Source organism: Paenibacillus sp. FSL M8-0334, assembly GCF_038000405.1.
Taxonomy (GTDB): Bacteria; Bacillota; Bacilli; order Paenibacillales; family Paenibacillaceae; genus Paenibacillus_AQ; species Paenibacillus_AQ campinasensis.
Genome location: NZ_JBBOCH010000002.1, coordinates 190,129 through 211,067, shown reverse-complemented (window position 1 = coordinate 211,067; position 20,939 = coordinate 190,129). Strand labels below are relative to the sequence as shown.

The following is a 20,939-nucleotide window of genomic DNA, read 5'->3' as shown; positions in this document are numbered from 1 at the left end:
CCCTTCACCGTTTCCGAAGCAGGTTCGCTTCCGCCTCGGACAACTGTGTGTAGTTCGGCACCAGCGAATGCGGCTCGTCCGCCTCTTGGGCCAACAGCCGCTTGGCGCCGAGATACCCGACCCAGCGGCCCTCCAGCGAATAAGGCGAAATCGATACCCCGGTCCCCGCGAATCCTTCCAGCTCCCTTGCCGCCTCGGCATGAATGTCGACCTCGCCGACAAAAAAGACGTGCTGCGGCCTCCGCTGCTCAGGCAGCCCGGCAATCCGCTCCTTAATCTCTTGAAGCCACGTCTGCATCAGACGGATGCCGTCGTTCTCCAGACGCACCGGCGCGCTCATCTCGCTGCCCTCCGTCCCGAACAGGGCGGTATACACCTGCCCGCGCCGCGCGTCCAGCAGCGGAACGATCCAGCTGCCGCCTTCGGGCGGCTGCCCATTCTTCCCCGCAGCCGCAAGGCCGCCCCACGCCAGCGCGTGCAGGCTGGACACGCCGACGACCGGCAGATTCAGTGTCCAGGCCAAGGTTTTGGCTGCCGTAACGGCAATGCGTATGCCCGTATAAGAACCGGGGCCGACACCGACCGCTATGCCACTTACCTCGTCCATCGTCATCCCGGCTTGCTGCAGCGCCTCGGCCATGACCGGATGAAGATGCACCGAATGGTTGCGCTCTGCGCTTGTGTTCATTTCGGTCAGCAGCGTCATTTCCTCCAGCACCGACACGGCCAGCTGCGCCGTGGACGTATCTAACGCCAAAAACCGCTGGCGCGGCTCTGTGTTATGATCATTCATTTTCTATTTACCCCATTTTTCAGTCAATTCCCGGCACCAGCTGCCGTACGGCTCGCCAACGCTTGTCAGCGTGATGGTGCGGTGAAACTCATCGATCGTCTCCATGTGAATATGAAGGTATTGCTCCGGCAGCAGCTCCGTAATGAGACGGCTCCACTCCACAATGCATACCCCATCTCCGTAAAAATATTCATCCAGCCCCAGCTCGTCCGCCTCATCCAGCGACAGCCGATAGACATCCATATGATACAGGGGGAGCCGTCCCGCATACTCCTTAATAATCGTGAACGTCGGACTGTTCACAACGCCGCTGACGCCCAGCTGCTTCGCAAAGCCCTGGGAGAATGCCGTCTTCCCGGCCCCGAGATCCCCGTCCAGCCCGATCACCGTGCCCGGCCCCGCCTTGTCTGCCAGCCAGGCAGCCAGCCGCTGTGTATCCTCCGGCCCCGAGGAGGTCAGTTGGAACTGTGCTTCGCTATGGCTTATATCCACCGTTAACCCACCTTTATCCTGCTGCATGAAGATGAACAACTTGTCCCCTATCCATGCTGCAATAACCTGATCTTCATTATATCGGTCCGCTTTCCCCCCTGCAAGGATTGTTGATCAGCAAGGAAGCCCGGAGTCCAAACATAATCCGGCAGCATACCGCATATCTTCATCTACAGCGCTGGGTGCAGTTATGAAAAAACACCTTAATCCTCGCCCGGCCTTCATGTACAAGCACGGAATCGGATGAAAGGTGTTTGACGTTCGCTTAATCTCGATATCGCATCTATATCATTGTATATCGGTGCACATACAGAATGAAGCATAAGGCAGCAGCTAGGCAGCCGGGAGCATGCTGCTATTCATCTTCCTTGAGCCTATCTACGTTTACGGTCAGCGTATTGGTTGGACGCGAACCGACCTGAACTGTCGCCATGCCATTATGCGGGTCCACATGCTCAATCCATACCGGCTCGCCTTCCAGGCTCACCTTATAGGTTTCGCTGGCGTTATATATATCCATTGCACGTTGTATATCCATCAGTCATCTCCTTCCTGCGCTTCTCTCGGCGCTTCGTTCACCTGCTTCATCGTATCGGTGGTGGAGGCACCGATCCAGCCGTTGTCCTCGGTCACATTGCCTCCACCCAGACCTTCATTGATCATCCGGTCGATATCAAACATCGTCGACTCCCGGACAGCCGGATCTTCCTTGCTTGAGGTCAGTCGGCTCCAGTCCGGTTGATGTCCGGACACCGGGCCCGAAGAGGCATGATCGGAGGCCCGATCCTTCTGAATCTCTTCGGACTGTCTGTTTGCTTCAGGCTCCAGCATGACGGTATCCCTCCTTGATATGACGCATCACCGTCAATATGCCACATTCATGCCGGGATTATTCCCGGAACTGAAGGAGTCCAAGCCGGCAGGCCCTTTGTGGTCGATTTGGAGCCTTTATATTTGCCATAGGTTTTGGGCAAGCTAGTAGAAACTGCTATATTGCGGATTTGTGCCCCTATAGGTTCATTCATTCAGGAATCATATCAGCCACAGATCGAGCGGAACGGTACAGCCGAATCTTTATCAATAGGAGGGTTTCATCGATGCATACGGTATGGAAGGGCGCGATCAGCTTCGGACTGGTCCACGTCCCTGTCAAAATGTTCTCCGCCACCGAGGACAAAGACATCTCGATGCGCTATGTCCATAAGGAATGCGGCAGCCCGCTGTCGTATGTGCGCAAATGTCCGGTCTGCGAGGAGGAGGTTGGCTGGGAGGAAATCTCGCGAGGATATGAATATGAGAAAGGAAAGTTTGTGCTGTTTGAAAAAGAAGAGCTCGACCAGCTTGCCGGAGAGAACAACAAGAACATCACGATTCTTGATTTTGTTGATTTGAAGGAAATTGACCCGATCTATTTCCAGAAAACCTACTACCTCTCCCCCGACCAGGCGGGAACGAACGCCTATCGATTGCTTATGGAAGCGATGCGTCAATCCGGCAAAATCGGCATTGCCAAAATGGCGATCCGCTCCAAAAGCAGCCTAGCCGCCATCCGCGTGCTGGATGACTGCCTGTCGATCGAGACGATTTTCTATCCGGATGAGATCCGCCCGATTTCACAGGTGCCGAACCTGCCGGAAAAAGCCGAAGTGAACGATAAAGAGCTGGACATGGCCCGCCTTCTCATCGACCAGCTTTCCACACCGTTCGATCCGGAAAAATATACCGATGATTACCGCGAGCGGCTGCTTGATCTGATCAACAGCAAGGTGACTGGCGAAGAGATCAAGATTGCCCCGGCCCGCCAGGAGACCAATGTGGTCGATCTGATGGCTGCCCTGCAGGCCAGCATCGAAGCGGTGAAGCCGATCGGAACCGATCCGGGCACCGCCACCAAGCCGCGTAAGAAAACGACGCGCAAGACAGCAGCCAAGGAGCCTGCTGCTAAAGCCAGCGGTGATCAAACGGAGCCGGAAGGCCCGAAGCCGAAACGCCGGACCAAATCGAAGAAGACCGAGACCGGTTCCTGATATGAAATCGCTAGAGGAATTGCTTCCGAAGGAGCCTATGGCTCCGATAGCAACAGATGCCCTTCTGGACGGCGAGGAATGGGGCTACCAGCTGAAATGGGATGGTGTCCGGATTCTCGCTACACTGGATCAGGGCCGCGTCTCGCTCTATTCCCGCAAGCTCCTGAACAAGACCTCGCTCTACCCCGAAGTGGTCCATGCCGTCGAGAAGCTCGGCCGTCGCCGTCTGCTGCTGGACGGCGAGGTTGTTTTTTTCGACCCGGAGCTCAGTCGGCCTGTGTTCCAAAAAGTGCTTCAGCGTGAACGCTCGCGCAGCGCAGGTGCCGGTGCGCCGGCCTTTACCTATGTGCTGTTCGATCTGCTCATTGACGGCAGCGAAGACCTGCGTACGCTCCCCTATGTGGAGCGGCATCAGCGGCTGAAAGCCCTCGCGCCGAACATCCCCGGATTAATCATTACCGATCTGTTTCAGGAGGGGGCCAGCCTGTGGCAATGGGCGGAGGAACGCGGCTGGGAGGGCGTTGTGATGAAGCGCCTGGCCTCCCCATACCGGGAAGGGAAGAAGCATAAAGACTGGTATAAGAAGAAAATCGCCGTCGAGATGGACGCCTCGGCGATGGCTCTTATCATAAGAGAAGGGCGCGTGGCCAGCCTTGTGCTGTTTAACGAAGAGGGCCATTATATCGGCCGAGCTTCACTCGGCCTGAACGAGCAGACCAAGGCGCGACTGCTTAACTATGCCGGACAGCATCGCGCCGAGCTTCATCCCCCCGTCCTTCATGCCGACTTGAAGAAAGAGCAGCTGATGTGGCTAAGCCGGCCCATCCAGGTATCCGTTACCTTTCTGGAATGGAGCCAGGACGGCCTGATGCGCCACCCGAAGCTGCTCGCCATAGAAGGGGTGTAGCGGATGCCGCGTCAAGTCAAAGGAACCCTCGTCATTGAGGGCCAGGAAATTCAAATCTCGAACCCGGACAAACCGCTGTGGCCGGAGGTGGGCATCACCAAGGCGATGTACCTGCAGAAGCTGGCGGCACTGTCCCCCTTCCTGCTCCGCTACTGCCGCAACCGGCTGCTGACCACGATCCGCTATCCTCATGGGGCGGGGGACGAATCGTTCTATCAGAAGAACGCCCCGGAGCCAACTCCGGACTTCGTGCAGACTGCCGTCCATGAGAATATCCGGTATGTGCTGCTCAACGGCCTGCCGGAGCTGCTGTGGCTCGGCAATCTGGCTGCGCTTGAATTTCACCCATCGCTCCATTATGCAGGCAGCCCGCTGCCCTGCGAATGGATGATCGATCTGGATCCGTCACTGCCGGAAGAGCCGCGCATCATGGAGGCCGCCTCCATTGTCGGCGACACGCTGCGCTCGCTCGGCATCGAGTCGGTGCCGAAGACGTCGGGCGCGACCGGCGTCCAGATTATTGTGACGATTCCCGAAGGCGTGACATTTGACGAGCTGCGCTCGGTGGGGCTGTTCGTCGGTCAATACGTGACCGAGAAGCATCCGAAGCTGTTCACCATTGAGCGGCTGAAGAAACATCGCGGAGACAAGATCTATTTCGACTACCTCCAGCATTACAGCGGCAGAACGCTCGCAGCTCCCTATACGCCGCGGGCCCGTCCGCTTGCCACCGTCTCCACGCCGCTGACCTGGGAAGAGGTGAAGTCCAATGTGTCTCCAACCGACTTCCATCTGCTCAATATCGAAGAGCGTCTGAAAGAAAAGGGCGATCTTCTGCAAATGCTGCCTCCGCAGCCGGTACAGGATATCATTCGTCATCTGAAGACCGGAACGGGCCGGGGCTCAAAACGGAAAGGATAGCTGCTCGACCTCCGGTGTAAGCTCCCTCACCGTCACTTCTGCGGAAGGACGAGGGAGCTTTCTCGTGCTTGCAGCCTTCACCCGAGGCTGAGCCGGTGCCGATCCGTCGTTCATGCCGCACTGCGCAAGCAGCTTCGCAGCCATCTGCTTGAATGAACGGACGTATCCTTCCTCTGCATAAGGACCTCGGTACAGCTCATAATACGAAGCGAGCTTGTCCGGAAATTGCTCCTTCAGCGTCTGCATGTACCAGCGCTTCACATCCTTGGACAGCCGGAGCAGAGAGATCATGGCAAACGCCGCTCCACGCTCCTTCGCTGCCATAAGCAGCTGGCGCAAACCTTCTTCCTCGTCGGTAATGAACGGAAGCACCGGCGCAGCAAATATCCCGGTCTGAATACCGGCCTCCGATAGCCCGAGCAGCGCTTCAAGCCTCTGGTGCGGATGCGGGGAGGCAGGCTCCAGCTTGCGGATGATGCCGGGATCCAGCGTATTGATGCTGATGTTCACCGATACATCCTTCATCTGCGTCAGAATGTCCAGGTCTCTGAGCACGAGGGGCGACCGCGTTGTAATGCTGGTGCTGATCCGGTATTTGGCCAGCACCTTCAGGCACGCCCTCGTAATTTCGGCCTTACCCTCAATCGGCTGGTAAGGATCGGTCGCAGTCCCGATGGTCACCTGACCGATCTGTCTGCCCAGCGCATCGATGTCGTGGCCGAGCTTGCGCGCCATGCCAGACAGCTGCTTCTCCAGCGCCTCGGCTGCATTGCTCTTCATCATAATGCGAAATTGGAATTCATCCTCCGCTCCAAGCCCCATGAAGGACTGAAAGGCCCTTGCATAGCAGAAGCTGCAGCCGTGAGCGCAGCCCCGGTACGGATTAATCGACCAGTCAAAAGGCATTCGCTCCTCCTGAACCCGATTTAACGTCTGCTTCGTAGTTACGGTCTCATAAGTTGTCGTTGGCATGGCAACCCGCCTCCCCTTCTAATGCCAGTGCTGCAATCTATATTCCCCATCATAAACCAAACATATGTTCTGTTTCAAATGGAATTTTCAGCAAGCTTCCAGAAGGCCAAAAAAAAGACCGCCCGCAAGAACGCACCCGCATTCTCTTGGACAGCCTGTATCTATGACTACTATATCTATGACTACTATGTTCCGCTGATCCTCTATATCGTTCCGGTCCAGCCTGAGCGATGCGAAGTCCGGCCCGGCTCTTCCGGCCTAATGAATATCCTTCTTCTTGAAGCGCCCGCCCTTCACATCATGAATGTTCCCGACGGCCAGGAAAGCCTGGGAATCCCAATCCTCCACAATCGATTTCAGCTTCGCTTCCTCCAGCCGGGTAATGACTACGAAGATGACCTTTTTGCTGTCGCCGGTATAAGCGCCCTCTCCTTCAAGGTAAGTGACGCCGCGGCCCAGACGCTGGGTCAAGGCTTCGCCGATCTCCCTGTACTTGTCGCTGATGATCCAGACCGATTTGGACTGGTCGATGCCTTCAATCGTAATATCAATCAGCTTGAAAGCGAGGTAATAAGCGATCAGCGAGTACATCGCATGGTCCCAGCCGAAAACAAAGCCCGCGCTGCCCAGGATGAACACGTTGATGAACATCACAATTTCCCCGACCGAGAACGGCGTTCGCTTGTTGATCAGAATCGCCACGATTTCCGTACCATCCAGCGATCCGCCCGAGCGAATGACAAGCCCGACGCCCACGCCGAGAAATATGCCGCCGAAGACGGCCGCCAGCAGCGGATCAATCGTAAGCGGCTTGACCGGATGCAGAACGTACGTTGCGGTGGACATCACCAGCACGGCATACAGTGTGGACAAGGCAAATGTCTTGCCAATCTGTTTATACCCTATAAACAGAAATGGCAGATTGAACAAGGCGAGGAATATCCCGAGCGGAACGCCGGTAAAATGGGCAACCATAATCGATACCCCGGTGATCCCCCCATCAATAATTTTGTTGGGGACTAAGAAAATCTCCAGCCCTACAGCCATAAACAACGCACCGAAAGTCAAAAACACCAGACGGCGGAGAAGCCTTTTCGGGACCGCGCCCGCCTTCAGATTCTCCGGCTTCTGCTGCTCCTCTTCCTCATGCGCAAGAACCTTTACATGACTTGACATAAATTTCCCCCGTTCATTCTGAGGATCTGTGTTTCATATATTTATGAGCTGCAGCTATATATATATTTTAACATAAAATGATGAAACGCCATATACCGCAAGCGTGCACCTGCGCTGTGTCTGCCACCAACCGGAACTTATGATCACATAGATATCAGGCTGCTACAGCAGCGGAGACAGCATTCTGCACAGAATCTCCGCCGCTTTTTGCCTGCCTCCACGCTTATGGAAGGACTCCCACTCGATCGGGCGGCTGTTCCGCAGATCCTCTTCAAAATCGGCGACAAGATCGTCAATCGGGCGCTTGTTGAACATTACAGCCGTCAGCTCGAAATTGCAAAAAAAGCTGCGCATGTCCATATTCGCCGTGCCCACCGAGCCCAGAATCTCATCGACGATAATCACCTTGGCATGAATGAACCCTTTTTCATATTCGTAAAAGGACACGCCCGCAGCCATAAGCTCCTCCACATAAGACAGGCTGGCGAGCTTCACCAGGCGCGTGTCGGCTTTGTCCGGAATAATGATGCGGACATCGACCCCGCTCACGGCGGCCGTCTTGATCGCTTCATACACGCCTTCATCCGGGATGAAATAGGGACTGGTGATCCATATTCGCTCTTTAGCAACCGAGATGGCCCCAAAGCACATTTCCTGAATCGCGTTCCAGTTCTGATCCGGCCCGCTGCTCAAGATCTGAACCTGCTCTTCGCCTGTGCAGCCGTGCTCGGGGTACAGCAGCGGGTCCGCGATGCGTTCTCCGGACGCCAGCCGCCAGTCATGCAGAAACACATTTTGCAGAAAATAAACCGCATCCCCCTTCACTTCGAGATGCGTGTCACGCCAGTACCCCATCTTCGGATATTTGCCTAAATAGTCATCCCCGACATTAATGCCGCCGAGAAACCCGACGGTGCCGTCCACGATCACAATCTTGCGGTGATTGCGGTAATTGACGCGCCGACTGAACATCGACACCATCGCCGGAAGAAAGAAATAGAACTCCACCCCCGATTCCTGAAATCGCCGGATGAACGCTTTTTTCAGCTTATAGCTGCCGAGGCCATCGCAGATGAGACGAACCTTGACGCCCTCTTTCGCCTTACGGATCATCACATCCTGAAACTTGGTGCCAATCTTGTCATGTCTGAAAATATAAAATTCCACATGAATATGATCCTTCGCCTCTTCCATCGCCTTGAGCATCGCGGCATAGGTCTCCTCGCCATCGGTTAACACGCGGGTCTCGTTGCAGCCGGTAATCGGGCTCTCAGACAAATGGTTCAGCAGGTTGAACAGCCGCAGATGCCCTCTGAATTCAGGATTGTTCATCTCCTCCGGCTTCTCGACCACCGTCACCCGCTTCCACAGATGTTCGCGAATTTCCCGAAATACTTTTGATCCTTTGTCGCGGAACTTGAACCGCTTCTGATAGTCCCTGGCGATAAAAAAGTAGAGCACGAAACCGAGAAACGGAAGACAAAATAAAATAAACAGCCATGCCACCGTCTTCGACGGATTGCGGAATTCCAGCAGCAGGACCGCTGCCATCTGTAAAACAAAAGCCATGAGTGCAAGCAGAAGCCACTGCATAGGGGCAGCCTCCTAACTAGTATGATAATCGCTAAAATTGGAATAATGCGAACAGCGAGTCCGTGCCGCTGCATCGGTATAATGCCCTGCACAGCAGGAGCAGCCTCAAGATTCATCATTGTCCATTCTTCCAGCTATTTATTCAATACATAACCAATAACCTGTCATGATGAATAAAAATAGGCTCGCCCTATTTTTTTGACATGTTCTCCGAGAAAGTAGAATACATAGAAGATAAGGAGTATGCTCGACCCGATCTGACGTATGGAAATCCCCTATTTTCCGAATCGAAAGGAGTGATGTCATGAAAACCGCGCAGCACAAGGGACGCTTGACCCTCCTCGTTCTTCGGGATGCCCAGCATTCTGTCAAGCAGGTACAACTGTCCAAGCCGATGATGATCGCCGTGCCTGCCGCAGCTGTTCTGTCCATTGCCGGGCTGATCGTCTCCCTCCAGATCCAGTCCGCCCAGACCATTACACAGCTGGAGCAGCAGCTCGCGCTGAAGAGCCTTGAAGCGCTGCAGATGGAGGTTACCGTCACCGATAAGGACGCGGCCATCGAACGGCTGAACAAGGCCATCATCGAGCTGTCAGGCGAGGCCAAGGAGACCAGAGCCCAGATGGAGCGGGTTCAGCAGCTGGAGCAGGAGCTCCAGGAGTTCATCAAGGAAAACGGTACGTTCAAGGATGCAACGTCATCGGTCAGCATGGAGCAAGGGATGTTTGTCGGCGGGGAATTTATCGCGGTCCATGAGAATGAAATGCTCGCGCTGGCCAGGGAAACCCGCGATGATTTTGCCGAGATTCAGGCGCTGATCTCCCGGATGGAATCCCACATTCCCCGCACGCTGGGTCAGGCGCTGGAGACCCAGGTCATGCTGGAAGGAACACCGTCACTGTGGCCCACGGTTTCCAAGAGGATCTCCTCCAGCTTCGGGTACCGCAGCGATCCCTTCACCGGCCGTTCCGCCTATCATGCCGGCATCGACATTGCCGGAAGTGTCGGCGATCCGATCTATGCGGCAGGCTCCGGCATAGTCACCGCCGCAGAGCGAAGCGGCGCCCGCGGGATCTACACCGTCATCGAGCATCCGAACGGCTTGGAAACGTGGTACATGCATTTGGACAGCCTTAACGTGTCTGTTGGCCAGCAGGTCCAGCAAGGCGACATCATCGGCAAGCTCGGCAATACCGGCCGCAGTACAGGACCACATCTTCATTTCCAGGTGGTCAAAAACAATCAAACCGTCGACCCGATGCCGTATCTGCAATGAAAATAAAAGTAAACAGGAGGAATCAACATGCGAAGAAACAGGAAAGCCAGACGTCAAGCGCTTCGAATGGACACACTCGTCGGTCCGGGAACGGAAATGGAGGGCTCCCTGCAGAGCAATGCCGACCTTCGGATCGACGGCAGCTTCAAGGGAACGATCGAAAGCCAAGGCAGCGTCACGATTGGCGAAAGCGCAGTCGCCCGCTCCAACATTACGGCTAACGAAGTCATCGTCGCTGGCATGGTCTATGGGGACATCACGGCGGAAACCAAGCTGACGATCACGCCGACCGGGAAAATGTTCGGCAATGTGGTGGCTTCCTCCCTGATCGTGATGGAAGGCGGCCAGCTTAACGGCGTCAGCCGCATGGAGGATCAGACGAACAGCGCCGCTCAGGAGAGCTCGGAGCTCAGCGTACTGCCTGTAAAGCATTCGGATGTGGGCTAAGGCAGTAATGAATGCCTCCATGATGCGCACTGGCCCGGCATTCACGATCATCCATACCCGCTTTCGCAGAAACAACAAAGGAGCCCCCTCGCATCTGGATGAGATGTATGGGAGCTCCTTTTGTATCATGTTGTAACATCCCTCTTGGTGAATACCCACCAGGATATGAGCAGGAACAGGATGGAATACCCTGCCAGGATCGCAATGGAGAACGCCAGGCTTGTCCCTCCTGGGCCTACCGGTGAATGGATATACACACTCAGATCGGTATGGAGCAGAAGAACATATTTCGCCCAGACATGCTTCTCCGGATTGAACAGCATGCCGAACAGATCCTTCGTAAACAGAATAAGCAGCGACAAGCCGATCGCCAGACTGCTGGAGCGAAACACGGTGGACAGCATGAAGGTGATCGTGGCAATGACCACAAGCTGAATGAGATCGGTCAGCACCAGCAGCATGGAATCCAGCATCCGCGACTGTTCGAAGCCGGCGCCCATCGCCTGGTTCCCACTGAATAACAGAGCTGATGAAACAATCCCGACAACAGACAATATGACAGTGCCCAGCAGTCCGAACAGCAGCATGGCAATATATTTGGAGAACAGGATTTTGCCCCGGCTCCAAGGCCGGATCAGCAGCAGCTTGATCGTTCCCCAGCTAAACTCTCCAGCGACCAGATCGGAAGCAATGACAACTGCAAATATGATGTTCAGCAAATAGGTGAAGCTTTCGGTCCACGTAAACACCGTCCACAGGTCCATATCGGCTCCGGTCAGATAGAGCAGGACCGGCATCGCCAAGCTGAACAGCGCCAGCAGGCCCAGCATGACCCATGTGCGCGGACGGCTGTAAATTTTCATATTCTCGTTCGCGACAAGACGGATGAAATTATTCAATCGCTTCCCCTCCTGTCACTTCCAGGAATTGATCCTCCAGCGAACGCGTAACAGGCATAATCCCGTATACGTTCACCCCTGCACTCACTAGCCGTGCATTCATCTCCGCCACCATGTCCGGGGTGCCGCGCACAACGACGCTGCTGCCCTGAACGGTCGGATCAGCGGATTGCAGCACCTCTGCCGCTCTTGCTGGATCGCTGACGATAAAGGCCGTATCCTCCGCTTCCGGCTCGCCGTGAGCGTTCCTCAGGGCGCGGACATCGACCAGTTTCCCCTGACTGATAATGCCCACCGTATCACACATCAGCTCCATCTCCGACAACAAATGGCTGGAGACAAACACCGTTGTCCCCTCCTCCTGCGCCAGCTTGCGCAGGTAGTCCCTCAGCTCGCGAATTCCTTGCGGATCAAGCCCGTTCGTCGGCTCATCCAGAATGAGCAGCCTCGGACGATGAAGAAGCGCCTGAGCCACGCCAAGCCGCTGACGCATGCCGAGCGAATAGGTCTGCACCTTATCATGGATTCGATTGCCCAGGCCGACAAGGTTGACAACCTCCGTTATCCGCTCCTCGGTAATGCCGGGCATCATGCGGGCATAGTGAATCAGATTTTTATAACCCGACATAAATTTATACATCTCGGGATTTTCAACGATGGCACCGATCTGGGCGGCAGCCTGTTCATAATGATGACGAATGCTCCGGCCCCCGATCGTAATATCCCCTTCGGTGATGGACATCAAACCGACCATCATCCGGATCGTGGTTGTCTTCCCGGCCCCGTTCGGCCCGAGAAAACCGAATACCTGACCCTGAGGAATATCAAAGGTCAGGTTGTCCACGATCACCCTTGATGATATTTTCTTGGTGACTCCCATCAGTCTTACGAGCGGTTCCTGCATATTCAAGTTCTCCTTGTATGTGTTCTTCAGGCGTAACGCATCCATTACCTACTACAGATTAACCCAACTACGGTCACCATAATGATCCATCATTTCCTTATTATATCACAGTGGTTCTTGAAGCTGGACGTTGCCCTTACCCTAATGCTCCTCGCTGTCGCCGCCGGGCAGCCTGTTCTTTTGTTGACAAGCAACACAGATGCCCATTGGCGTATGATATCGATAGAATCCCGTCTTGAACACTTCCCCGCCCTCGGCCACCTTCACGATCCGCCTGCAGATCAGGCAGTACATTTTTATATCACTCATGTGGATAGTTCCTCTCTAGGGGAATCATAGTATTATTCAGGATACAAATTGTATCCTAACCTGAAATGTATTAAATTTATCCGGGATTGTCAACATAAATCGACATGGATTCTGCGCAGGTTGTCGTTATTTCGAACTGTTTGCCGGGCGACGCCAGCGGCAGCCGCAGTCAAAACCGCAGCGACCATCCCGCATGCGGCACCTGAGCGACACGCAAAAAAGCATCCATGCTCGCTGTCTAAGCGACTATGGATGCGCAAGTGTTCATTCCATGATATATTGTCTGCTTCTCTGTAATAGCACAGATTATCTTTGATCGTATTAGTTTGGTTTACTGGTTAGGTTTCCTTTACTCACCGCTGTTCATATGACTGTACAATCGGGACTGGATTTGCTCCTGCTCCTGCTGGTTGACGATGTAATACCAGATCCCATTGATTCTTTGGCCATGCCCCTGGATTTCAATCTGTTCAATCTGCCGGAGCTTCTGGCGATAATCCGACACGAGAATCTTCATCTCGTCAAAGGATATATTCGTCTTCACACTGCCTTTAATATCATCGAGGATCTGTTCCAGCTTCCAGGCCGTTGATACATTCATCGCCTTGTGCATGATCGCCTTAATAATTTCCTGCTGCCTTGAATTTCGGCCGAGATCGCCTCTCGGGTCCTCAAAACGCATCCGCGAAAAAGCCAGCGCCATCTCCCCGGTCAGCGTCACTTCACCCTTGCCAAAATGAAAGCCGGCATAATCAAACTCCATGTCGTTATGTACAGTCACGCCGCCCAGCGTATCAATGATATCCGCGAAGCCTTCCATATCCACCTTGATATAATAATCGACCGGCACCTTTAAGAAATGCTCCACCGTCTGAATGGACATATCCACCCCGCCGAAGGCATAGGCATGATTGATTTTGTCTACTGTGCCCCGGCCGACGATATCTGTCCGTGTATCGCGAGGAATATTAAAGATCAATACGGAGCCCTTGTCCGGATCAACCGCCATGAATATCATCGCATCCGACCGCCCGCTGTCCGATGGCCTCTCATCCACCCCGAGGATCAGCACGGTAAACGGCGTCGCCTTGCGGGTAATTTTCGGTGCAGCGCTCGGTGCATTGCTCCCCTTCACGTCTTGCACCTGGACGCCCTCCGGAAGCATCTGTGGACGCGGTCGTTCTTCATAGATCTCGTTCACCGTGGATTTGATGGATAAATAGACGTAGGTCATGTAGCTGGAAGGTAGTACGAGCAGTGCGATGAGCGTTCCGATGAGCCACTTGGTTCTTTTCGTCATGGATGGCTGCCCTCCATAGTTAATCACGCTTATTCACGTCTGGTTATACATGAGATGATCGATGGTGCCCTATGCACGGCATCGGTCTAGGTCGTTGGAAATGAGAGTGAAGGCATTGCGGGTTCGAATCGGGGTGTCGTTTGGCGCATTCGGTGCAAGAACCGTCCCCTGCCTCGCCGCCGGATTCACGTCCGGGAGCAGGCGGCCGATGCCGATGAGCCACGAAAGGACCTGTGTATTTAAGGTAAAAGAACTAATGACCGCACTTCTTAAATATAGTAAAATGGCTTTAGCAACTTCATATTTTCACTGGATGATATATTTATTGCTGTGTGGGTACGGCAATCGTCCCTGCCTGCAGTCCGTAATCATCCGGTTGAGCATGCCCGTTATCCTTGACTTCTGGTCTTGGTCTGCGTATATTTCGGCATGATAAAGATAGGAGCTCATGAAAGGCTCCTCTGTTACAATGCGTCCTGCTACGCTAATTTGATCGGTTCCATCATTAATTTCATACCCCAGCTTCACGTTAGGAGTAATCGGAATCGGCCATCGGCACAGGAAAACCAGCCTCTCGGGATGAAGCTCGAGCGGGGTTACAGCATGTAGTTCTCCTTGAATGTTCAAGCTGCCGATTTTGAGTATCCGAACTCCAACTCGAATGAGGTGGCTCATTTCATTTGACATAGGATTATCCGGTTCGCTCCTTTAATCCAATGAAATTCTGGTATGAGACATGAATTCCAAGGATAAAATGATACTATATGTCACTATTCGGCATATCCAAGATACGTATTGTATCGTTTTATTTTCCAATTTTACGATACATATTGTATCCAGTCAAGTCCTTATATGCGTTTTTATATTTCTTTACAAGCATGGCTCGCTTATTGTATTTTCGGATAGGTCCACATCCGATGGCCCTATAGCAGGACAATAACGGAACGCATGAAGAGAACCGATTTGAGGCAATCCATGGAAGTCATTTTTACATTGACCATAAATAATAACAGCATCCTAGATTCGAAGGGGGGATCCATAATGAACTACGGAGAACGAATCTCAGAGTTACGTGAACGACGCGGCTGGACCCAGGAGGAGCTTGCCAATTCGGTAGGCATTACTCGGGCGGCGCTGTCTCATTACGAAAAAAACCGGCGCAAGCCGGATTTTGATACCTTGACCCGTCTTGCTGACCGGTTTAACGTGTCGATTGATTATTTGATCGGGCGGACAACCGAGGAGAAAGCGGTGCTGGATTCGGCAGCCAGAGATTTTGTTGATGATCTTGAGCTCTCCGATGAGGATATTCTGCAGCGTTTCAATCTGACGGTAGACGGGCGCAAGCTGACGGAGGAAGAAGCCAGACGCTTTATTGCTTTCGTTCGGATGGAACGTTCCATGAAATAAGATGCTGATGCCTTTTCAGCATAAGATGAACCACAACAAATCCCCGGAAGCCAGGAGTCAGAGCATGTCTCCTGGACATTCCGGGGATCTTTGTGTTGACGAGCCGGTATGCAGCTTATTTTTTATATGTCTCGTCGTATTGCCGCCATTTGTCGGGATGGATTCCCAATTGAATCATGAGCTCCAGGATGTCCAGACTCACCTTTTGCTCATCCGGCTGCTGCTCGCCACCGACAGAGCTTCTCTCCTTATCCATACTCATCTTCATTCTTCCCCCGCTTATCCACTGATTTCCTATCCATCCCTGCCGCTATGTATCGTTGTTGATTCCAGTCCTTGAATCTGTATTCCTGAAATGAACCGCCGCCCTTTAGCCTGCAAACTTACTTATCAATATTATAACGAAGGTGCTTGTTTTATGTTGTCGTCTGATGGAAATGCTGTTCCATGATTGGGGTTCTATTTTTGTCGAATAGGTTTGTTGCAAAAAATCAATTTCCCGTAAAATTCATATTTTCGTACGTTAACATCGGGACGATAAGAAAAAAACACACTGCATTCTTAGTCGAAATGCAGTGTGTTTTTCACATTTATGAAAGCAACTCCGCTGCGGATTAAACCGCCGCAAAGGAGGGAATCGCCTTTATTGCTTGATATTTCAGGTTACCGCTTAGCTTCCGGCCCGGGCCAATTCCTTCATGTTGGCTTCGAATGCAGCCAGCAGCGCGGCGTCTCCGGATAGTCCTTGAGCATGAACTTTCTCGATCTGCTGAATCATCCGCTTGTAGTCCTTCGGAATGACCCGAACGAAGCGATGGAGCGCCTGATCCCAGTCAGCAAGAACCTGCTGCGCCGGCACGCTGTCCGTATAGATGGAATGCTGCTGAATCATCCGGAACAGTTGATCCGCTTCCTTCTGATCCTCCACGCGCTCAAGCAACACCATCTCCAGATTGCAGCGGCTGACAAAGCTGCCTTCCGGATCATAGACATAAGCGATGCCACCGGACATCCCTGCGGCAAAGTTCCGTCCCGTCTCGCCCAGAACAACGACGCGGCCGCCTGTCATGTATTCACAGCCGTGATCGCCGACACCCTCGACCACAATATTCGCTCCGGAGTTCCGGACCGCAAAGCGCTCGCCCGCGATGCCGCGAACGTAAGCTTCCCCGCCGGTTGCTCCATAGAAGGCGGTATTGCCTGCGATGATGTTCTCCTCAGCCTTGAATGTTGCCTTCGGCGAAGGCTTCACGATCAATTTGCCGCCGGACAATCCTTTGCCGATGTAGTCATTGGCGTCCCCTTCAACGGTCAGCGTCATGCCTTTCGGTACGAACGCGCCGAAGCTCTGCCCTGCCGAACCGACAAAGGTGAACCGAATGGTATCTTCAGGCAGACCTGGCGCACCATACTTGCGGGTGACTTCGCTGCCGAGAATCGTGCCAACGGCGCGATCCACATTCGTAATCGGGAAGGTTCCCTCTACCGGTGTGCCCGATTCAAGAGCAGGCTCGGCTGCCTTCAGCAGCTGACGCATATCCAGCGTCTGCTCAAGCCCATGATTTTGTTTTTTCGTACGATAACGTGTGCTGCCTTCCGGAAGCTCCGGCGTGTACAGGAGCGCAGAGATATCCACGCCTTTTTTCTTCCAGTGGGAATCGGCTTTCACCGCGTCCAGGCAGTCTGTGCGCCCGATCATTTCGTCTACCGTGCGGAAGCCCAGCTGCGCCATCTGCTCGCGCATATCCTCAGCAACAAAACGCATAAAGTTAACGACATGTTCCGGGTCGCCGGTAAAGTTCTTCCGCAGCTCCGGATTCTGGGTTGCTACCCCGACTGGGCAGGTGTCCATTTGGCAGACCCGCATCATAATGCAGCCGATAGCCACCAGCGGCGCGGTCGAGAAGCCATACTCCTCGGCTCCGAGCAGAGCAGCGACGACGAGGTCGCGGCCGTTCAGCATTTTTCCATCGGTTTCCAGAACGACACGGTCCCGCAAGTTGTTCATCATGAGCGTCTGGTGTGTCTCGGCCAGCCCCAGTTCCCAAGGCATGCCGGCATGCCGAATCGAGCCCTGCGGCGATGCTCCGGTTCCGCCATCGTAACCGCTGATCAGAATGATGTCTGCACGGCCTTTCGCCACCCCTGCGGCGATCGTGCCGACACCGACCTCAGACACCAGCTTCACGTTAATATCTGCACGAGGGTTGGCGTTCTTCAGGTCATAAATGAGCTCTGCCAAATCCTCGATGGAATAAATATCATGGTGTGGAGGCGGCGAGATCAGACCCACGCCTGGCGTAGAGCCGCGAACCTCAGCGACCCAAGGATACACTTTGCGTCCCGGCAGCTGTCCGCCTTCACCCGGCTTGGCCCCTTGCGCCATCTTGATCTGGATTTCATCCGCATTCACCAAATAGTTCGAAGTTACCCCGAAACGGCCGGATGCAACCTGCTTGATCGCGCTGCGGCGGGAATCACCATTAGCATCCGGCACGAAGCGTGCCGGGTCTTCCCCGCCCTCACCGGTGTTGCTCTTGCCGCCGATGCGGTTCATCCCGATCGCCAGGCTCTCGTGAGCCTCCTTGCTGATGGAACCGAAAGACATCGCTCCTGTCTTGAAGCGGCGCATAATCGATTCCACCGGCTCCACTTCCTCAAGCGGCACCGGCTCTCCTGCAGGCTTGATCTTGAGCAGGGAACGCAGTGTCAGGTGCTGCTCGTTCTCGCCTTGTACGAGCTCGGCATATTTCTTATACGTTTCATAATCGCCTGTGCGAACCGCCTGCTGGAGCAGATGGATCGTTCTCGGGTTAAACAGATGCTCTTCCCCGTCTGCTCTCCACTGGTATTCGCCGGCAGAGTCCAGCGCTTTGTCTTTCCCGTCCTTGTCAGTAAAGGCGCGTTCATGATGCGCAAGCGTCTCCTGCGCGATCTCTTCCAGGCCGATTCCGCCAATACGGGACGGTGTGCGTGTGAAGTATTGCTCGATAAAGTCTTCCTTCAGGCCGACAGCCTCGAAGATCTGGGCACCGCGATAAGACTGGATGGTGGATATGCCCATCTTGGACAACACCTTCACCACGCCTTTGCTGGCTGCCTTGATATAGTTCTTCACAGCCTTCTCGTGCGAGATGCCACGCAGCATGCCTTCCTGGATCATGTCATCCAGCGTCTCGAACGCAAGATACGGGTTCACCGCGCTCACGCCATAACCGAGCAGCAGCGCATAATGATGAACTTCCCGCGGTTCGCCGGACTCCAGAAGAATCGCGACCTTCGTCCGCGTTCCCTGGCGGATCAGATGATGATGCAGCGCCGACACGGCCAGCAGCGACGGAATCGCCGCATTCTCTTTATCCACGCCGCGGTCAGACAGAATCAGGATGTTATGGCCTTTGGCGATGACGCGATCGGCCGCCTCACACAAGCCGGTAATCGCCTTGCGCAGCCCCTCTGCCCCTTCCGCTGCCGGGAAGAAGATCGGAATGGTCATCGACTTGAAGCCCGGACGATGAATATGGCGCAACTTCGCAAATTCCTCGTTGGACAGCACCGGCGTATCCAGACGGATATGGCGGCAGCTTTCCGGCTCCGGCTTCAGCAGGTTCCGCTCCGGCCCAATCGTCGTAGCGGTGGAGGTGACAAGCTCCTCCCGGATCGCATCGATCGGCGGATTCGTTACCTGGGCAAACATCTGCTTGAAGTAGTTGAACAAGCGCTGCGGACGTTCGGACAGCACCGCAAGCGGGGCATCGTAGCCCATCGAAGCCACAGCCTCGGCACCTGTCAGCGCCATCGGCTCCATCACTTTACGCAGCTCTTCAAACGTATACCCGAACGATTGCTGCAGCTGACGAACATTCTCATGCTTCGGATCCGGAAGCTCCGGCGCCTCAGGCAATTCGTCAAGCTCCACCAGATGCTCGTTCAGCCATGTTTTGTAAGGATGCTCGGACGCGATCGCAGCTTTCACCTCTTCATCGGAGATGATGCGGCCTTCCTTCGTGTCAACGAGCAGCATGCGTCCCGGACGCAGGCGATCCTTGTACAGCACATTCTCCGGTGCAACATCCAGCACACCGGCTTCGGACGAGAGAATGATCAGATCGTCCTTCGTTACATAGTAACGCGATGGACGAAGACCATTGCGGTCTAGCGTCGCGGCGATTTGGATCCCGTCCGTAAACGCCATCGCTGCAGGTCCGTCCCACGGCTCCATCAGCGTGCTGTGGTACTCGTAGAACGCTTTTTTCGTTTCGTCCATGCTCTCATGGTTATTCCAAGGCTCAGGGACCATCATCATCGCTACATGCGGCAGCGAGCGTCCGCTGAGATACAAAAATTCAAAGGTGTTGTCAAACATCCCGGTATCGGAAGCGTCCGGAGTAATGATCGGCTTGATATTCTCGAGGTCGCTGCCGAACAGCTCATGCTCAAACAGCGACTGACGCGCATGCATCCAGTTCACGTTCCCGCGCAGCGTATTGATCTCGCCATTGTGGATCATGAACCGGTACGGGTGGGCACGCTCCCAGCTCGGGAATGTGTTCGTACTGAAACGGGAGTGGATGAGCGCAATCGCAGATTCGAAACGCTCTTCCTGAAGATCAAGGTAAAACTGTCCCACCTGTTCGGTGGTGAGCATCCCCTTGTACACGATTTTCCGGCACGACAGACTGGATACATAGAAGCTGTCGCCTTCCGGCTTGCCGCTGTAGCGGATCGCAAGCTCAGCGCGTCTGCGGATCACATACAGCTTGCGCTCGAACGCAAGAACATCCTTGATGTCTTCACTCCGTCCGATAAAGACTTGACGCACGTACGGCTTTGCCGCTTTCGCGGTCTTGCCCAGCATTTCATCGTTGGTCGGAACGTCACGGAATCCTAGCAGTGTCTGCCCTTCCTCGGCAATAATGGATGCAAGCAAATCTTCATGCGCTGCACGCACCTGAGGATCATGGGAGAGGAACAGCATGCCCGCTCCGTATTGACCGGCAGCCGGCAGTTCAAAGCCCAGTTTTCTCGCCTCTTCTGCAAAGAAAGCATGCGGAATTTGTATCATGATGCCCGCTCCGTCGCCGGAGTTCGGCTCGCTTCCCTGGCCGCCGCGATGCTCCATGTTCGCCAGCATCGTCAGCGCACTGCTGACGATTTCGTGGGAAGGCTTGCCTTTGATGTGGGCAACAAAGCCCATGCCGCACGCATCTTTTTCAAACTGAGGATCATAGAGGCCCTGCTTCTGTGGGAAATCAGTATGTTTCATAAGATGCAACCTTTCTTTATAAGATTATAAAAATACATTGGTATAACGGAAGATAGGTTTGCACTTCACCGCAACCCACTTCGCGCAGAAACGCTTCTAAGAGGTAATGCAGTATTGTGCAAAAGCGACAAAGGTTAACATTTACCTAACACGTAGATGAATTAGTTCTATATATTTTATCATCACAGATGGTAGCAGGCAATTCAAAGTTTTTATGAATATGATAAGAATTGTTTTTGTGAGTAGA

Annotated in this window: 19 protein-coding genes; 6 read left to right on the top strand and 13 right to left on the bottom strand. The window is 54.0% G+C overall.

The genetic code is table 11. The features are described 5' to 3' along the window. Positions 1-4 precede the first annotated feature (4 nt). From tsaB to MKX64_RS15040, 4 genes are all read right to left on the bottom strand, one after another. Positions 5-793: a tRNA (adenosine(37)-N6)-threonylcarbamoyltransferase complex dimerization subunit type 1 TsaB gene (gene tsaB / locus MKX64_RS15055; RefSeq protein ID WP_155618066.1), complete on the bottom strand. Its 789-nt coding sequence runs from the start codon at positions 791-793 to the stop codon at positions 5-7. Between the two features lie 3 nt (positions 794-796). Continuing rightward, positions 797-1,279 (bottom strand): tRNA (adenosine(37)-N6)-threonylcarbamoyltransferase complex ATPase subunit type 1 TsaE, encoded by a 483-nt coding sequence (tsaE, locus tag MKX64_RS15050; RefSeq protein WP_413773608.1) that lies wholly within the window; start codon positions 1,277-1,279, stop codon positions 797-799. A gap of 361 nt (positions 1,280-1,640) precedes the next feature. Then, a complete protein-coding gene (locus tag MKX64_RS15045; RefSeq protein ID WP_095264776.1) occupies positions 1,641-1,823 on the bottom strand; it encodes an H-type small acid-soluble spore protein in 183 nt (60 codons plus the stop codon). After that, positions 1,823-2,116, bottom strand: coding sequence for a hypothetical protein (locus MKX64_RS15040; RefSeq protein WP_095398116.1), 294 nt, complete (start codon positions 2,114-2,116; stop codon positions 1,823-1,825). The genes MKX64_RS15045 and MKX64_RS15040 overlap by 1 nt, the downstream gene beginning before the upstream one ends. A 266-nt stretch (positions 2,117-2,382) precedes the next feature. On the opposite strand from MKX64_RS15040, the gene ku reads away from it, so the two are divergent. The 3 genes from ku to ligD are packed head-to-tail and all read left to right on the top strand — an operon-like array spanning position 2,383 to position 5,140. Next, complete coding sequence (gene ku, locus MKX64_RS15035) at positions 2,383-3,312, top strand: non-homologous end joining protein Ku (RefSeq protein WP_095264774.1); 930 nt, start codon at positions 2,383-2,385, stop codon at positions 3,310-3,312. A 37-nt stretch (positions 3,313-3,349) separates the two neighbouring features. Continuing rightward, the gene (locus MKX64_RS15030) at positions 3,350-4,219 is read left to right on the top strand and encodes an ATP-dependent DNA ligase (protein WP_230875690.1); all 870 of its coding nucleotides are present in this window, start codon (positions 3,350-3,352) and stop codon (positions 4,217-4,219) included. Between the two features lie 3 nt (positions 4,220-4,222). Next, on the top strand, positions 4,223-5,140 hold the full coding sequence (gene ligD, locus MKX64_RS15025) for a non-homologous end-joining DNA ligase (RefSeq protein WP_095398118.1): 918 nt from the start codon (positions 4,223-4,225) through the stop codon (positions 5,138-5,140). Here ligD and MKX64_RS15020 read toward each other — a convergent pair. The 3 genes from MKX64_RS15020 to cls form a co-directional block, all read right to left on the bottom strand. Next, a complete protein-coding gene (locus MKX64_RS15020) occupies positions 5,123-6,112 on the bottom strand; it encodes an SPL family radical SAM protein (RefSeq protein WP_095398119.1) in 990 nt (329 codons plus the stop codon). The genes ligD and MKX64_RS15020 overlap by 18 nt on opposite strands. Positions 6,113-6,370: 258 nt before the next feature. Beyond that, a complete protein-coding gene (locus MKX64_RS15015) occupies positions 6,371-7,288 on the bottom strand; it encodes a YitT family protein (protein ID WP_095264770.1) in 918 nt (305 codons plus the stop codon). A 162-nt stretch (positions 7,289-7,450) separates the two neighbouring features. Then, complete coding sequence (cls, locus tag MKX64_RS15010; RefSeq protein WP_095264769.1) at positions 7,451-8,881, bottom strand: cardiolipin synthase; 1,431 nt, start codon at positions 8,879-8,881, stop codon at positions 7,451-7,453. A gap of 304 nt (positions 8,882-9,185) precedes the next feature. Here cls and MKX64_RS15005 point away from each other — a divergent pair, with 304 nt between their 5' ends. Both MKX64_RS15005 and MKX64_RS15000 read left to right on the top strand, forming a co-directional pair. Further along, positions 9,186-10,157: a M23 family metallopeptidase gene (locus tag MKX64_RS15005; protein ID WP_341036463.1), complete on the top strand. Its 972-nt coding sequence runs from the start codon at positions 9,186-9,188 to the stop codon at positions 10,155-10,157. Positions 10,158-10,184: 27 nt separating this feature from the next. Continuing rightward, positions 10,185-10,604 carry a bactofilin family protein gene (locus MKX64_RS15000; RefSeq protein ID WP_095398120.1) on the top strand — a complete coding sequence of 140 codons (420 nt, stop codon included), beginning with the start codon at positions 10,185-10,187 and terminating at the stop codon, positions 10,602-10,604. 125 nt (positions 10,605-10,729) lie between these two features. Here MKX64_RS15000 and MKX64_RS14995 read toward each other — a convergent pair whose 3' ends face one another. The 4 genes from MKX64_RS14995 to MKX64_RS14980 form a co-directional block, all read right to left on the bottom strand. Further along, the gene (locus MKX64_RS14995) at positions 10,730-11,503 is read right to left on the bottom strand and encodes an ABC transporter permease (RefSeq protein WP_095398121.1); all 774 of its coding nucleotides are present in this window, start codon (positions 11,501-11,503) and stop codon (positions 10,730-10,732) included. After that, a complete protein-coding gene (locus tag MKX64_RS14990; protein WP_095398122.1) occupies positions 11,496-12,407 on the bottom strand; it encodes an ABC transporter ATP-binding protein in 912 nt (303 codons plus the stop codon). The genes MKX64_RS14995 and MKX64_RS14990 overlap by 8 nt, the downstream gene beginning before the upstream one ends. Positions 12,408-12,548: 141 nt before the next feature. After that, positions 12,549-12,716: a hypothetical protein gene (locus tag MKX64_RS14985; RefSeq protein WP_341036459.1), complete on the bottom strand. Its 168-nt coding sequence runs from the start codon at positions 12,714-12,716 to the stop codon at positions 12,549-12,551. Positions 12,717-13,065: 349 nt separating this feature from the next. Further along, positions 13,066-14,016, bottom strand: coding sequence for an LCP family glycopolymer transferase (locus tag MKX64_RS14980; protein ID WP_341036458.1), 951 nt, complete (start codon positions 14,014-14,016; stop codon positions 13,066-13,068). 1,041 nt (positions 14,017-15,057) lie between these two features. Between MKX64_RS14980 and MKX64_RS14975 the strand changes: the two genes are divergently transcribed. Beyond that, positions 15,058-15,426 carry a helix-turn-helix domain-containing protein gene (locus MKX64_RS14975; protein ID WP_095264761.1) on the top strand — a complete coding sequence of 123 codons (369 nt, stop codon included), beginning with the start codon at positions 15,058-15,060 and terminating at the stop codon, positions 15,424-15,426. A 115-nt stretch (positions 15,427-15,541) separates the two neighbouring features. On the opposite strand, the gene MKX64_RS14970 is transcribed toward MKX64_RS14975, so the two are convergent. Continuing rightward, entirely contained in the window at positions 15,542-15,688 is a 147-nt protein-coding gene (locus MKX64_RS14970) for a hypothetical protein (RefSeq protein ID WP_341036455.1), read from the bottom strand. A gap of 408 nt (positions 15,689-16,096) precedes the next feature. Further along, positions 16,097-20,692: a glutamate synthase large subunit gene (gene gltB, locus MKX64_RS14965; protein ID WP_341036454.1), complete on the bottom strand. Its 4,596-nt coding sequence runs from the start codon at positions 20,690-20,692 to the stop codon at positions 16,097-16,099. Positions 20,693-20,939: the final 247 nt, after the last annotated feature.